Raw genomic sequence first — 13,839 nt, 5'->3', positions numbered from 1 at the left:
GGGCCCTGGTCAGCGCACCCCGCCTGATGATCCTGGACGAACCGACCATCGGCCTGGACCCGATCGCGCGCGACAGCGTCTGGGACCGCATCACCGAGATCCGGACCGGCACCGGGATGACCGTGCTGGTCACCACCCACTCCATGGACGAGGCCGATCAGCGCTGCGACCGGCTGGCCCTCATGCACCTCGGCAGGCTCCGCGCGCTCGGCACGCCCGCCGAGCTCAAGGCCGAACTGATCGAGCACCGCCGGGAGTCCGGCGAGACCGCCCTGCCGCCGCCGACGCTGGAGGACGTCTTCCGGTACCACTCCGGAAGCGGCCTGGACGACCCCGGCTCCGGCCCCGGCTCGGGCCCCGGCTCGGGCTCGGGCCCCGGCTCCGGGTCCGGGTCCACCGCCCGCACCGGCACGACCACCTCGCGCGTCACCGGCTCCAGGGCGACCCCGGCCGGCGGCGTCCCGGTCACGGTGGCCGCGAACCCGACCCCGCCCGCCGCCGCGTCCTGCGCGGTCGCGACGTACGGCGCGGTCGTCCGGCAGGTCGTCGACGCCCCGGGCGCCAGCGTGGTCGCGTCGCACCCGACGGGCGGCAGCCCGGGGCCGGCGACGGCGACGTCCTGGACGGTCACGGTCCCGGTGCTGGTCACCTCGAAGGCGAACCAGACGTCCGTCCCGGGCGTCGCGACGCCCTCCGCGTCGTCGACCACCGCGACCATCGCGAGGTCCAGCGCCGCCGCCGGCGCGCGTGTCGCGGTGACCACCTCCGCAGGGGCCGGCACGTCGCCCCGGCCCTCGGGGTGCGCGTGCGCGAGGGCCGCGCTCCGGACGGACCCGGCGAGCAGGTCCGCCTCGGTCACCGCGTACTCGGTCGCCGCGACGCACCCGGTCGACGCGCCGGGCGCCAGCGTCCGCGCCTCGCACGCCACCTCGTCGTCCGACAGCGGGTGCTCGACCCAGAGGTCGTACTCCGCGAGCTCGCCGGGGTTCGTCACCGTGAACGCGTACCGGATCCGGTCGCCCAGGCCGGCGACGCCGTCAGCCGAGCCGACCACCTCGGCGCGCATCTCCAGCGCGAGGGCGGCGACCCAGTCCCGGACCGGCACCACCGCCCGGCCGACCGCGGGCTCCGGGGGCCGGCGTGCGCGGGCGGCGTACCGGTGGCGGTCGCCGTCGCGACGACGCCCCCGGGGTCCAGGACGTCGTCGTCCGTCACCACGTACGGCTGGTCCGCGGCGCAGACGAGGTCCTCCCCCGGCGCGAGCGCCCCGGCCGGGCAGGTGACCGGCACGCCCAGCGCCTCGTGCACGGCGACGTCGGCCAGGTCGACCTCGCCGGTGTTCGTCACGGCGTACGTCAGGTGCACCTCCTCGCCCGGCCGCGCCTCGTCCGCCGCGCCCGCGCCGACCTGCCAGCCGACCTCGACCGCGAGCGCCGCGACGCCCACCACCGGCACCCGGAGCTCACCGGCCGCCGCCGACACCTCCCCGCCGTCCGACGTCCGGGCCGTCACCGCGGCGTCGGAGACCAGCTCACCGGCCCGGGCGTGCGCCGGGGTGACGACGACGTCCGCGGAGCAGGTGGCCGACCCGGTGCCCGTCCCCGCCGGCCCGAGCCGGTCGACGGTGCACACCTCGCCCGCGAGCGGGTCGGTCACGACCACGTCGGTCAGCGCGTCGGCCTCCGTGTTGGTGACGACGTACTCCAGCGGCACCGTGTCGCCGGTCCGGTACCCGCCGTCGGCGGCGCCGTCCTGCGCGACCTGGGTCACGAGGTCGATCCTGCCGAGCGGCTCGATCGTGCGGACCTCGACCTCGCCGACCAGGTGGACGTCGCGCAACGCGCCGGTCGAGCCGACCAGGCCGAGCTTGTACGTCGCGGGCGCGGGCTCGGTCATGGTCGCGGTCAGCACCGTCTCGTACGCCGTCCGCGTGCCGGTGAAGTCGATCTCCACCGTGACCACCGGGTACTCGTCCGTGCTGATGGCGACCCGGACGTTGCGCCGGGCATCCGCGCGCACCGCCGCCTCGGTCCCGTACGGGTTCGCGACGTCGAGCCGCTGAGTGGCCTGGCTCAGCGAGGTGGTGGCGAGCCAGCAGTAGCCCTCGTGCCCCTCGCCCGGGCCCCTGACGGTCACCGAGTTCGCCTGCTTCGAGCGGTACGGCGAGGCGGTGTCGCACCCGACTCCCCGGCCGTTGTCGTCGAACGCGAAGTTGCCGTAGACGTCGAGCCCGACTCCCAGGTAGCCGCCGCTGACCCCGGGCGTCTCGGCGCTCGGCGCGTACCCGAGCGCACCGCCGACCGCGCCCGTCTCGGTGAACTCGTACGCGCCGTCCACCAGGACGATCCCGATGCCGTCCGCACCCTCGCCCGACCGCCGCTGGTACTGGTACGTGTCGAGCTCGACCACCAGCCCGGCGGACGCGGGCACGGCACGGTCGAGCGCGACGGCACCCGCGCTCGTGAGGACGTCGCCGGTCAGCCGCAGGTACCCGGGCTCGGTGCCGAGCGGCGGGCCGGACCCCGCCTCGTCGCACGGCCCGAGGCCGGACGCGCCCGCCGGCGGTGCCGACCCGGGTGCCGCCCCCGTCAGGCACGCCGCGCCGAGCGGGTGCACGCGCGGGTCGTCGACCGCCGCCCCCGCGAACGACTCGGTGATGAGCAGCGACCCGCCGGGGTCGCCCTCGTCCGCCGCGGCGGGGCCGGCCGCGCCGCCGACCGCACCACCCGCCAGCACCACCGCGGCGGCGGACGCGACCAGCGCCCGCCGTGCTCGACGCCGGATGACTCGTGACATGGCCGGTGTCCTCCCGCCGGACGGCTCCTGTGCCGTCGTTCGGTCGGCATGACACCGCCGCGCGAGGCCTTTCCGTACCGGGCAGTACGGAAAGGCGGCTCCGATGAGTAGCGGACCCGGCGTGTCGACGGGGGTGCTGGGTGCCGAGCGCGCCGATCAGTGGTCGGCGATCGTGCGGCGGCCCCGGGCGCGGAGGCCGTCACCCACCCCTGGGCGATCTGTCTGTTCCGTCCGGTTTCTCCGGAAGTTCACTGACACGTCACAGGCGGCGCCGAGGGTCGAGGGACGCGGGTGACCGCCCGCCTCGATCCGACGGAGAAGAGATCATGACCCGACGACCCAGCCGGTGGCTCGCGCTCACCGGGACGAGCACGCTCGCCGCCGCCGTCGCCCTGACCTCGGCCGCACCCGCGGTCGCTGCCGACCCCGCCCCCGGCCCCAAGAACGTCATCGTCCTGATCGGCGACGGCATGGGCTACAACCACATCGACGCCGCCTCGCTCTACGAGCACGGCACCACATACGCCCAGGTCGAGGTCGACCCGCAGGCGGGGACGATCGCGCACCTGCCGGGCACCGCCTCGCAGGTCTTCCAGCAGTTCCCGGTGCAGGTCGGCATGTCGACCCACTCGGCCAACGGCCGCGCCGAGTACGACCCCACGAAGGCGTGGTCGGACTTCGAGTGGATCGCCACCGGCGCCACGGACTCCGCCGCCGCCGGCACCGCGCTCGCCACGGGCGTGAAGACGAACAACGGCGTGCTGGGGATCGACCCCGCCGGCACCTCCGTGAAGAACGTCGCCGAGCGCGCCGCCGAGCTCGACAAGGCGACCGGCGTCGTCACCTCGGTGCAGTTCTCGCACGCGACGCCCGCGAGCTTCGGCGCGCACAACGCGAGCCGCAACGACCTGCACGGCATCTCGGACGAGATGCTCGCGGGCCCGCTCGACGTCATCATCGGTGCCGGTCACCCGATGTTCGACGACGACCACGAGCCGCTGTCGTCGGGCCGGTTCGACTACCTGAGCGAGTCGTCCTGGTCCAGGCTGCGCGACGGCCAGACGCCGTTCACCCTCGTCGAGAAGACGGCCGACTTCGAGGCGCTGGCCGCGGGCCAGGACGTCCCCGAGCAGCTGTTCGGCCTGGTCGAGGTCGGCTCCACGCTGCAGCAGGCCCGGTCCGGTGACGTCGCCGGCGCGCTGCCGTTCGAGGTCGAGCAGAACGACGTCCCGTCGCTCGCCACGCTCACCCAGGGCGCGCTGAACGTGCTGGAGCAGGACGAGGACGGCCTGTTCCTCATGGTCGAGGGCGGCGCGATCGACTGGACCGGCCACGCCAACCAGACGACCCGCAACATCGAGGAGACGGTCGACTTCAACCGCGCCGTCGAGACGGTCGTCGACTGGGTCGAGTCCGAGTCCTCCTGGGACGAGACGATCGTCGTCGTCACCGCGGACCACGAGACCGGCTACCTCGACGGCTCCGCGTCCGACCCGACCTGGACCCCGATCACCGGCGCGAAGGGCCAGCTGCCCGACGAGGGCTGGTACTCCGGCGACCACACCAACCAGCTCGTCCCGCTGTTCGCCAAGGGCGCCGGAGCCGACCGGCTCGCCGCCGCGGCGACGGGCACCGACCCGGTGCGCGGCGCGTACCTGGACAACACCGCGCTCGCGAACGCTTTGTTCGCCGCGTGGGGCCGCGAGGACGCCCCCGAGGCCGGCGAGATCCCGCTGACCGCGACCGTGCCGCAGGCCGGCGACGTCGAGGGCTCCCTCACGATGTCGGTGGCGGACTTCGGCGCGGGCGTGGCCCTCGGCGGCGGCGCGAACGTCGGCGACCGGCTCCGGTTCGGCGGCGCGCTGCCGACCGTGTCGGTGACCGACTCGCGCTCCAACGCCCAGGCGGGCGCCGGCGGCTGGACCGTCTCCGGCCAGGCGCAGGACCTCACCACCGGCTCGCAGGTGCTGCGGGCGCAGCACCTCGGCTGGACCCCCGGCCTGCTCACCACGAAGCCCGGCGTCACGCCCGGCTCCCCGGTGGCGACGGTGCTCGGCGGTGGCGAGGGCCTCGGCACGCCGGCGACCCTCGCGACGGCGACCTCGGACGGCCGCCTCGGCACCACCGACCTGACCGCCGAGCTGAGCCTCGAGGTCCCGGTCGACACCCGCGCGGGCGAGTACGCCGGCTCGCTCACCGTGTCGCTGTTCCCGGTCGACTGACCGCGACGCGAGGGCCCGGCGCCGCCCGACCAGGCGCGCCGGGCCCTCGCCCCGTCCTCCCCCCACCCCCGAGACCCGCTGGAGACCGCCGTGCCGCGCACCGCCGCCCCGCGACGCCGCCGGGCGTCCGCCGCCCTCGTCCTGCTCGCCGCCCTCGCGCTGCCGACCGCCGCGCCCGCCGCCGCGCTGACGCCGGGGGCCGCCGAGCCCGTGCCCGCCGCCGAGCCCGCGCCCGCCCCCGAGGCCGCCGCCCGCACCACCTGGGCGCTCGAGCCCGCGACCGCGGAGGGCCCCGACGGCCGGGTGTCGTTCCGGCACGCCGTCGACCCGGGCGCCGAGGTCGCCGAGCACGTCACGCTCACCAACTTCTCCGACCACCCGGCGACCTTCGAGGTCTACGCCGGCGACGGCCTGGTCACCGCGGACGGCCAGTTTGACCTGCCGCCGACCGGCACCGCCGCCGAGGCGGCCGGCTCCTGGATCGCGCTCGGCGACGCCGCCGGGACGCTCGCGGAGCCCGGCGCCACCCAGCGCGTCGAGGTCCCCGCCGGGTCGGCCGTGACGCTGCCGCTCGTCGTCCGGGTCCCGGCCGACGCGACCCCGGGCGACCACCCCGCCGGCGTCGTCGCCGCGCTCGCCACCGACGCGGGCGCGGGCGTCGCGATGGACAGCCGGGTCGGCGCGCGGCTGCACCTGCGCGTCACCGGCGACCTCGCCCCCGCGCTGGCCGTCCAGGACGTGCGGGCCGCCTACACCCCGTCGTGGAACCCGTTCGCGCCGGGGACGCTGCGGGTGTCGTACACGGTCGCGAACGCCGGCAACGTCCGGCTGGGCGCGACGACGTCCGCGAGCGCCGCCGGTCCGTCCGGGCTGGCGGGCTCGACCGCCGAGGGGGCGACGCTGCGCGAGGTGCTGCCCGGGGGCGCGGCCGCCGGCAGCGTCGAGGTCGAGGCGTGGCCCCTCGTCCGGCTCGGCGGCGCGGTCGCCGTCACCCCGACGGTCGTCGGCGACGACGAGGTGACCGCCGCGCTGGCCGCCGCCGAGGCGTCGTGGTCCGCCTGGGCGGTGCCGTGGGTGCAGGTCGCGCTCGTGCTGCTGCTCGTCGGCGGGGTGCTGGCGGTCCGGCAGGCGCGCACGCGGCGCGAGGCGGCGACGCAGCGGCGGATCGCCGCGGCGGTCGCGCGGGCGCAGGGGTCGGGCGCGCCGGCCTGAGCCGCGGCGCGGCGGCCGGGCGGACCGTCCGGGCGGGGCTCAGTCGTCCCGCCCCGCGGCCTCCGCCCACGCCTCGAGCTCCGCCCGGTGCTGGTCCACGAACTCCTGCTGGATCTCGTGGCTGACCTCCCGGACGCCGTCGTCGTACCCGACCTCCGCCTTGCACCCGGCGTCGGCGACGGCGACCGCGATCTCCCGCTCGGTGAACGCGCGCACGGCGGCCTCGTCGACCTCGGGCTCCCCGGGGCCGTCCGGCTCGGCGTCCCAGTCCCAGCCGTCGCGGAGCGCCTGGTACTCGGGGTCGTCCCAGCCCTGGATCACGTTCCACTCCTCGCTGAGCCGCGGGGCCGCCTCGTTCGGCGCGTCGAACCCGCCGTACCCGGCGTCCGCCATGCACGACGACCACGCGGCGTCGAGCGCGCGCACCCGCGGGTCCTCGGCGGTCTGCTCCCAGACCCGGGACACCTCGTCCAGGAGACCGGCGAACTCCTCGTCGGCGTCGTCGTCCCACACCTCGTGCTGGGCGGCGCCGTAGCACCCGGACCGCGTCCAGTCGTACTCGTACTCCTCCGGATCCGCGTCCTCGTCCATCTCGACGGGCGGTCCCCAGAGCGCCGCGTAGTACGCCTCGCGTTCCGCGTCGGACATGGAGTCGACGTACTCCTGGTTCGGGTCCTCCGACGCGACGGCGTCGTCCTGGTCGTCCCAGCCCCTCGGGTCGGTGCTGATCCCGTAGCCGAACTGCTCGGCGAACTCGGCGCTGCCCCACTCCAGGTCCGTCCCGCCACTGGCGGCGACCATGCCGCCGTCCTCGCGCGGCAGGTAGTCGAAGCCCTGCTCGCGCATGCACTCCGCGACCAGCTGCTCGACCTCGCGCTGCTGGCGCTCGTACTCCGCGTTCTGCTCGTCCAGGCCCGCCTCGCCGTCGTCCGCCCAGCCGTACACGCGCGCGAAGTACTCCTCCAGCGGACCGAGCTCCCGCGCGGCGGCCGCGGTCGCGCCCCCGTCCGGCGACCCGCCGGCGGTGCAGCCCGTCAGGAGCAGCGCGGCGGCGCAGGCCGCGCCGAGCAGGCGTCGAGCAGCGAGCGAGGGCATGGGGATCCTCCGTGGTGTCGGCCCGGCCCCCCGGTGCGATCGGGCACGACCGTACGCACGACCGGCACCTAGGTGCCGGTTCACCCGCACCTACGGGGCCGCGGCGCCGCGCACCCGTCGATGGGGAGGGAAAGCCGTTCCCCGACGAGGACCCACCATGCCTGCCGCCGCACGCCCGCCCGCGCCCCGTCCGCTCGACCCCCGCGGCCCCCGCCGGCCGCGCCCGCCCCGCACGGGCGCGCGCTGGTCCCGGCCGCTCGTCGCCGCCGTCCGCGCGGCCACCGCCGCGCTGCTGGTCGTGGTCGTGCTGGCGCCGTCCGCGGCCACCGCGAGCACCTCCGCCCCGGTCGCGACCACCGCGAGCACCGCCGGCGACCGGCTCACCAGCGGCCGGGCGATCGGTGCTGGCGCGTCGCTCGCCGCCGTGGGCAGCGCGCACACCCTGGCCGTGGGCGCCGACGGGGACGTCACCGTCCGGCTCGGCGCCGGCCCCGTGCTCTGGCACACCGGGACCACCGGCAACCCGGGCGCGCGGCTCGTGCAGCAGGCGTCCGGCGCCCTGGAGGTGCGCTCCGCGGCGGGCGCCCTGCTCTGGTCCACCGGGGCCGCGTCGCCCGGCGCCCGCTCGATCATCAAGCCCGACGGCGTCCTCTACACCGTGGACACCGCGGGCCGCCTGGTCTGGAAGTCGACCACCGACGGCCCCGCCCTCCGCACGACCCCCGCGGACCGGGTCCCGTCGGGTGGCCTGCTGCTGGCCGGCGAGTCGATCGCGACCGGAGACGTCCGGCTGGCGATGGGCGCGGACGGCGACCTCGTGCTGACCCGCGCCGGCGCGGTGGCCTGGCGCACCGGCACGGCCGTCCGCGGCGCGTCCGCCCGCGTGACGGCGGGCGGCGACCTCCAGGTGGTCTCCCCCGCCGGCGCGGTGCTGTGGTCCGCGGGCGCGGCCTCCCCGGGCGCGCGGCTGGTGGTCAAGGAGCACGCGCGGACCTACCTGATCTCCACCGCGGGGGCGAGCGTCTGGTCGTCGCCGACGCCGGTCGCGGAGAGGGTGCCCGCCGTGGTGACCCTCCCGCTGCCCGCGGCGCTGCCGGTGGTGTCCCGGCCGGGGGCCGGCTCCGGCGGTGGCGTGTCGACGGACGGCGGACCGGGCGGCACGGAGCGGGTCTACCGCACCGTGCTGTCCGCCGCCCCGCCGTACGCGGACCCCGCGTCCGACGTCGCCCGCGCCGCGGCCGCCGCCCGCGCCGCGGGCCGGACGACCGACGCGGCGCTGCTCGACAAGGCCGCGAGCGGGGGCGCCGCGCGCTGGCTCGGCCCCGCCGACGGCACGACGGCCGTGCGCGCCCACGCCGCCGCCGCGACCGTGGCCGGCCGCACCCCCGTGTTCGTCACCTACGCCATCCCGGACCGCGACTGCGGCTCGTACTCGACCGGCGGCTTCGCGACGGGTGCCGAGTACCGCGCGTGGGTCGACGCGGTCGCCGCCGGCCTTCGCGGCTCGCGCGCCGTCGTCGTCGTCGAGCCGGACGCCCTGCTGCACCTCGACCGGTGCGGCGACCGGGACCAGCGGCTCGGGCTCCTCCGCGCGTCCGTCGAGGCGTACCGCGCCGCGGGCGCCGAGGTGTACCTCGACGCGGCCAGCAGCAACAGCTTCGGCTGGAGCGCCGAGCAGCTGCGGGACATGGCGCTGCGGCTGCGCGCGGCGGGCGTCGACCGTGCGGCCGGCTTCTCCGTCAACGTGTCGAACTTCCAGCGCAGCGAGCACGAGGTCGCGTACGGCACGTACCTCTCGGCGCTCCTCGGCGGCACGGCCTTCGTCGTCGACACCTCGCGCAACGGGGCCGGGCCGCTCGCCGGGCCGAGCGGCACGGTCTGGTGCAACCCGGAGGGCCGGGCGCTCGGCGCGGCCCCCGGCGCGACGGGGAGCGGCGGGCCGCACGTGGCGGACCTGTGGATCAAGACGGTGGGCCGCTCGGACGGCACCTGCAACGGCGGGCCGGTCGCCGGCGCGTACTGGGAGGAGTACACCCTCGGGCTGGCGTCCCGCGCCGCCTGGTGACACCCCGCGGTCCGGCGCGCGCGGCCCTGGCCGGATCCGCGCCCCGTGGCCCACAACGTTCCGCCCCCCGCATCCGTCCTTGTGTGTGAGGCTGTCGCAGCACCAGGGGGTGGGGATGGATCGGGCCGGGAGGTCGGACGACCTGATGGCGGAGCTGGTCCGCCGGCGCGGGGACGCGCTCGGGGCGTACGCGTACCTGCTGACGGGTGACCTGCGGGAGGCCGAGGACCTCCTGCAGGACGCCCTCGTCACCACCTTCGCGCGGTCGCGGGTGCGGGAGCTCGAGTCCGCCGAGGGGTACCTGCGCCGCGTCATGGCGACCACCTGGGTCGACCGGTACCGCCGTCGCCGGCAGTGGGACCGGGTCCGGCACCTGCTCGGCCGCGCCGACAGCTACGACGGGCCCGCGGAGCGCGTCGCCGAGCGGCGCGACGTGCAGGCGGCGCTCGACGGGCTGTCCCGCCAGCAGCGGGCGTGCGTCGTGCTGCGCTACTGGGACGACCTGCAGGTCCGGGACATCGCCGGCGCGCTCGGCGTCGCCGAGGGCACCGTGAAGCGCTACCTCAGCGACGCGGTCGCCCGGCTGGCCGAGGTGCTCGGGCCGCAGGCCGCGCTGCTGCCGTCCGAGACCGTGCTCGTCCACGAGGGAGGCCGTCGATGACCGAGGACCTGCGCGCGACCCTGGCGGAGATCGCCGTCGGCGCGGCCCGCGAGCTGCGCCCCGTCCCGCTGGCCGGGCTGCGTCGGCGCGTCCGCCGGCGGCGCGCCGTGCGCCGGACCGCGGGGGTGGCGGCGGCCCTGCTCGCCGCCACGTCCGTCGGGGCGGCCGCGGTGGCGCTCGGCGCGGTGCCCGGGCCCGGGCCGGTGGCGCCCGCCCAGCCCACGGCGTCCGCGTCTCCGAGCCCCAGCGCGTCGGCGACGCCCACGGAGGCCCCGGACGCGCCGGTCGCCGGCTGGGTGCCCGGCGCCGAGCCGTGCGGGACGGCGCCGGTGGTCGAGCTGCACGACAGCGACGTGGTCGAGATCCAGGGCTCGGTCGTGCCCGGCACCTTCGACGTGGCCACCGCCCTGTTCCGCGGGGGCGAGGGCGGCTCCACGCTGTTCCGCGCCGTCCAGACGACGAGCGAGCACCCCGGCGAGCCCGCGGGCGACGGCACGTCCGACCTGCGGGTCCTGCTCCTGGACGACGCGGGCACCGTCGTGTTCTGGGACGACCCCGCCCGCGAGCTACCGCAGATCGAGTCCACGACGAACCCCGGCTCGTTCTCGACCTACGGGCTCTACCCCGCCCAGGACTGCCGGACCGGGCAGCCGCTGTCCGGGACCTTTCGCGTGATCGCCTCGGACGCCGACGAGACGGTCGAGCTCGCGCCGGTCGCGCTCGGTGCCGACGCCGACGCGGAGACGGCCGCGCGCGCCACGGAGCAGGCCACCGAGCGGTACCAGGGTCTGCCCGTGTGCGGCGAGCCGCTGCCCGAGGAGTGGCAGCGTGCCGCCGCCGACCCGGACCTCGCGGTGACGTTCGGGGCGGCGGGTCCGCCCGCCGAGGCGGGGGGCTGGGGCCTGCACCTGCCGGTGACGCTGACGGCGTCGGACGAGGCGCTGTCGGGCCTGGTGCCGCAGGGGCTCGCCGCCGTGCTGGTGGACGACTCGGGCACCGTCGTGACGGGTCCGGACCTGATCGGGTACGCGGGCGGGGCGCTGACGGGCACGCCGTTCGACGTCGGCCCCGGCGGGTCGTTCACGTCCGAGGTGTTCCAGTGGTGGACGGGCTGCCCCGAGCCGCCGTACCCGCAGCCGGCGTCCGGGGAGTACGACCTGTACGTCCTGGACCGGGTGCCGGCGACCGCGGCGGACGGGTCGGTCGCGCTGCGCACCGTCGCGGGCGGGCCGTTCCGGGTGGCGTACGAGGCCGGCTGGTGAGCCCGTCGCGGCTCTTCCGCCGGCGACGCGCCGACGCCGCTCCCGACCGGACGACGCCGCCGGGCGGCTGACGCCGGCGGGGCGGCTGGGCGCGGGAGCGGAGGGCGTGGGATTCGAACCCACGAGGACGCCTTTCGACGCCCCAACGGTTTTCAAGACCGTCGCTTTCGGCCGCTCAGCCAGCCCTCCCACGAACGCGGCGACCCTACCAGCGGCGGCCCGGGCGAGATGGGGGTGGCCGGCGAACCTCCGCACTCGCTACGGTGGGAGGGCAGGACGCCGACAGGCCTCCCGCCTTGCCTTGAGCCCCGTCGACGGACGGGGCTCTCGTGCGTTCACGGCTCCCAGCAGTGCTCGTGCTCGATGACGGGTTCGATGTGCGACCAGATCAGGTCGTTGGCGGCCCGGGCGCGCTCGTCGCTCTCGACGTGCGTGCACCTGCGCCGGTACAGGAACGTCACCAGGTCGGCCGCCTGGAGCAGACGTGAGTGGTGCGAGGGCGCGAAGTGGATGGTGTCGAGGAGGCGGGACAACGTACTGCTCCGGTAGCCCGGCGTGCCCCCGGTCCGGAAGTCGCGGAAGTTCGTCCGGTGCCGCTCGCTGTTGTGGACCTCGTCCGCCAGGACCAAGGTGTGGGCGCCCCGCGCGTCCGAGGCGGAGTCGATCCGCTCGAGCAGGTGCCCGAGCGCCACCTCATGCGGGGGATGGGGGTGCGCGTACCGGGCCTTCTGGCGCGCGACGTCGATCCCTCGGAGGATCACCCGGGCGCCGGACTCGCCGACCACCCGCATCGCCCCCGCGTACACGTTGATCCGCACCCGAGCAGGCACGCGGCGCCAGGGCCCCACGCCCTGGAACATCGGGTACCCGTGCAGCTCGGTACCGGCGTCGAGGTCGAACCGACCGTGGTACAGCGCCATCAGGGCGTCGAACCCCGTCTCGATCCTCCTGACCGCCGCGCCGTCGCCGAGCACCGCACCGAGGGAGAACCAGTGCGGTGAGTACGACTCGTCCACATACGCGAGCAGCAGCCCGGAGGGCGTCCTGCGATCGACCCGTCGCTGCACACCCGCCCCGTCCGTCGCGCCGCAGCGGGCCGGACCCGGAGCCGCCGTCAGGAGGCATCCTGCCGATCGCGCGGGGCCGGGTGACCACTCAACAGCACCCACCCAGCGCGACCCCCATCACGGCAGGATCGCGTCCACGTACCCGCCGTCCACGCGCAGGGCCCCGCCGGTCGTCGCCGACGCGAGCGGGGACGCCAGGTACACCACGAGGTTCGCGATCTCCTCCGGCTCGATGAGCCGCTGGAGCAGCGACTGCGGCCGGTGCCGGCGCATGAACTCCCGCTGCGCCTCGTCCCACGGCAGGTCCCGGTCGACGAGCGAGTAGACGAAGTCCTCGACGCCGCCGGTGTGCGTCGGGCCGGCGATGACCGAGTTCACGGTCACGCCGGTGCCGGCGGCCTCCTTGGCGAAGCCCCGGGACACCGCGAGGAGCGCGGTCTTCGACATCCCGTAGTGGATCATCTCGGCGGGGACGACGACCGCGGAGTCGGAGGCGATGTTCAGCACCCGGCCCCAGCCGCGGGCGGTCATGCCCGGCAGGTACGCGCGCGTGAGCCGGACGGCGGCGAGCACGTTGACCTCGAAGTACCGGCGCCACTCGTCGTCGGTGATCTCCAGCGCCGGGCGGGACTCGAAGATGCCGAGGTTGTTGACCAGCACGTCGACGTCGGGGACGACCGCGCGGACCGCCTCGGCGCCCTCGTCGGTGCTGACGTCCCCGGGGGCGGCCAGGAACGAGCCCGGGCCGTCGGCGTGCTCCTCGGAGAGCCGGGCCACGGCGGAGTCGACCGACCCCGCCGTGCGGCCGTTGACCGCCACCCGCGCGCCGGCGCGCGCGAGGCCGGCGGCGATGGCGGCGCCGATGCCCTGGGTGGACCCGGTGACGAGCGCGGTGCGCCCGGTGAGGTCGAGCTGCGTCATGCCCCGACCGTAGGACGGCCGGGCCCGCCCCCGCGACAGGTGCGGCCGCGACCCGGGGCGGCCCGGGCCGACGGCGCTCAGGCCGCGGCGTCCCACCAGCGGTCGGGCAGGCCCGGGGAGACGACCGTCAGGCCGTGGATCGCGGCCACCGAGGCGAGCCGCACGTCGTAGGACGCGAACGCCGTGACGTCGGGGTGCGCGAGCGCGACGCCGAGGTGCAGGGACGCGAACGGGGAGAGCACGGCGGTCGTCATCGCCGCCGCGCCGACGGCCTGGTCCGAGAACCGGACGACCTCCAGCCGCTCCGCGGCGGCGTGGGCGCGCGCGCGGACGTGCGCCGGCGCCGTGGCGGCCGCGTGGCGCAGCTCGCTCAGGGACAGCGGCGTGACGAGGAGTTCCGGCTCGTGCTGCTCCGCCCACCGCTGCCAGTCCACCGAGTGGTCCGGGAACGGCAGGTAGCGCAGGAGCGCCGAGCCGTCGGCGTAGACCCGCACGCCCCGCACTGTAGCGGGGCGCGCGGGTCGTCAGCTCACGCCGC

General features: G+C 76.7%; 11 protein-coding genes and 1 tRNA gene. 5 read left to right on the top strand and 7 right to left on the bottom strand.

Annotated features, from left to right (window positions below; translation table 11 throughout):
- Positions 1 to 157: 157 nt before the first annotated feature.
- A complete protein-coding gene (locus tag VER05_RS06895; RefSeq protein WP_324844643.1) occupies positions 158 to 1,105 on the bottom strand; it encodes a DUF7507 domain-containing protein in 948 nt (315 codons plus the stop codon).
- Positions 991 to 2,796, bottom strand: coding sequence for a DUF7507 domain-containing protein (locus VER05_RS06890; RefSeq protein WP_324844642.1), 1,806 nt, complete (start codon positions 2,794 to 2,796; stop codon positions 991 to 993). Before VER05_RS06890 ends, VER05_RS06895 begins: the two co-directional genes overlap by 115 nt.
- Before the next feature lie 326 nt (positions 2,797 to 3,122).
- On the opposite strand from VER05_RS06890, the gene VER05_RS06885 reads away from it, so the two are divergent.
- Both VER05_RS06885 and VER05_RS06880 read left to right on the top strand, forming a co-directional pair.
- The gene (locus VER05_RS06885) at positions 3,123 to 5,018 is read left to right on the top strand and encodes an alkaline phosphatase (protein WP_324844641.1); all 1,896 of its coding nucleotides are present in this window, start codon (positions 3,123 to 3,125) and stop codon (positions 5,016 to 5,018) included.
- Between the two features lie 90 nt (positions 5,019 to 5,108).
- Positions 5,109 to 6,230, top strand: coding sequence for a hypothetical protein (locus VER05_RS06880; protein ID WP_324844640.1), 1,122 nt, complete (start codon positions 5,109 to 5,111; stop codon positions 6,228 to 6,230).
- 39 nt (positions 6,231 to 6,269) lie between these two features.
- Here VER05_RS06880 and VER05_RS06875 read toward each other — a convergent pair whose 3' ends face one another.
- The gene (locus tag VER05_RS06875; RefSeq protein WP_324844639.1) at positions 6,270 to 7,325 is read right to left on the bottom strand and encodes a hypothetical protein; all 1,056 of its coding nucleotides are present in this window, start codon (positions 7,323 to 7,325) and stop codon (positions 6,270 to 6,272) included.
- A gap of 157 nt (positions 7,326 to 7,482) precedes the next feature.
- On the opposite strand from VER05_RS06875, the gene VER05_RS06870 reads away from it, so the two are divergent.
- From VER05_RS06870 to VER05_RS06860, 3 genes are all read left to right on the top strand, one after another.
- Positions 7,483 to 9,390 (top strand): glycoside hydrolase family 6 protein, encoded by a 1,908-nt coding sequence (locus tag VER05_RS06870; RefSeq protein ID WP_324844638.1) that lies wholly within the window; start codon positions 7,483 to 7,485, stop codon positions 9,388 to 9,390.
- 145 nt (positions 9,391 to 9,535) lie between these two features.
- On the top strand, positions 9,536 to 10,051 hold the full coding sequence (locus tag VER05_RS06865; protein ID WP_324844637.1) for a sigma-70 family RNA polymerase sigma factor: 516 nt from the start codon (positions 9,536 to 9,538) through the stop codon (positions 10,049 to 10,051).
- On the top strand, positions 10,048 to 11,313 hold the full coding sequence (locus VER05_RS06860) for a hypothetical protein (protein ID WP_324844636.1): 1,266 nt from the start codon (positions 10,048 to 10,050) through the stop codon (positions 11,311 to 11,313). Before VER05_RS06865 ends, VER05_RS06860 begins: the two co-directional genes overlap by 4 nt.
- 98 nt (positions 11,314 to 11,411) lie before the next feature.
- Here the strand turns inward: VER05_RS06860 and VER05_RS06855 are convergent.
- From VER05_RS06855 to VER05_RS06840, 4 genes are all read right to left on the bottom strand, one after another.
- A tRNA-Ser gene (locus VER05_RS06855) sits at positions 11,412 to 11,502 on the bottom strand.
- 146 nt (positions 11,503 to 11,648) lie between these two features.
- A complete protein-coding gene (locus VER05_RS06850; RefSeq protein WP_324844635.1) occupies positions 11,649 to 12,380 on the bottom strand; it encodes a DUF3800 domain-containing protein in 732 nt (243 codons plus the stop codon).
- Between the two features lie 117 nt (positions 12,381 to 12,497).
- On the bottom strand, positions 12,498 to 13,301 hold the full coding sequence (locus VER05_RS06845) for an SDR family oxidoreductase (RefSeq protein ID WP_324844634.1): 804 nt from the start codon (positions 13,299 to 13,301) through the stop codon (positions 12,498 to 12,500).
- 77 nt (positions 13,302 to 13,378) lie between these two features.
- Complete coding sequence (locus VER05_RS06840; RefSeq protein WP_324844633.1) at positions 13,379 to 13,795, bottom strand: PIN domain-containing protein; 417 nt, start codon at positions 13,793 to 13,795, stop codon at positions 13,379 to 13,381.
- Positions 13,796 to 13,839: the final 44 nt, after the last annotated feature.

Origin of the sequence: Cellulomonas sp. (assembly GCF_035634735.1) — a bacterium.
In the GTDB taxonomy this organism is placed as follows: domain Bacteria; phylum Actinomycetota; class Actinomycetes; order Actinomycetales; family Cellulomonadaceae; genus Cellulomonas.
This window is presented reverse-complemented; position numbering and strand designations above follow the sequence as displayed.

Coding starts and splice junctions, on each gene's coding strand:
- VER05_RS06890 (WP_324844642.1), bottom strand. CDS start 2,796: ATGTCACGAGTCATCCGGCGTCGAGCACGGCGGGCGCTGGTCGCGTCC.
- VER05_RS06885 (WP_324844641.1), top strand. CDS start 3,123: ATGACCCGACGACCCAGCCGGTGGCTCGCGCTCACCGGGACGAGCACG.
- VER05_RS06875 (WP_324844639.1), bottom strand. CDS start 7,325: ATGCCCTCGCTCGCTGCTCGACGCCTGCTCGGCGCGGCCTGCGCCGCC.
- VER05_RS06870 (WP_324844638.1), top strand. CDS start 7,483: ATGCCTGCCGCCGCACGCCCGCCCGCGCCCCGTCCGCTCGACCCCCGC.
- VER05_RS06865 (WP_324844637.1), top strand. CDS start 9,536: ATGGCGGAGCTGGTCCGCCGGCGCGGGGACGCGCTCGGGGCGTACGCG.
- VER05_RS06860 (WP_324844636.1), top strand. CDS start 10,048: ATGACCGAGGACCTGCGCGCGACCCTGGCGGAGATCGCCGTCGGCGCG.
- VER05_RS06845 (WP_324844634.1), bottom strand. CDS start 13,301: ATGACGCAGCTCGACCTCACCGGGCGCACCGCGCTCGTCACCGGGTCC.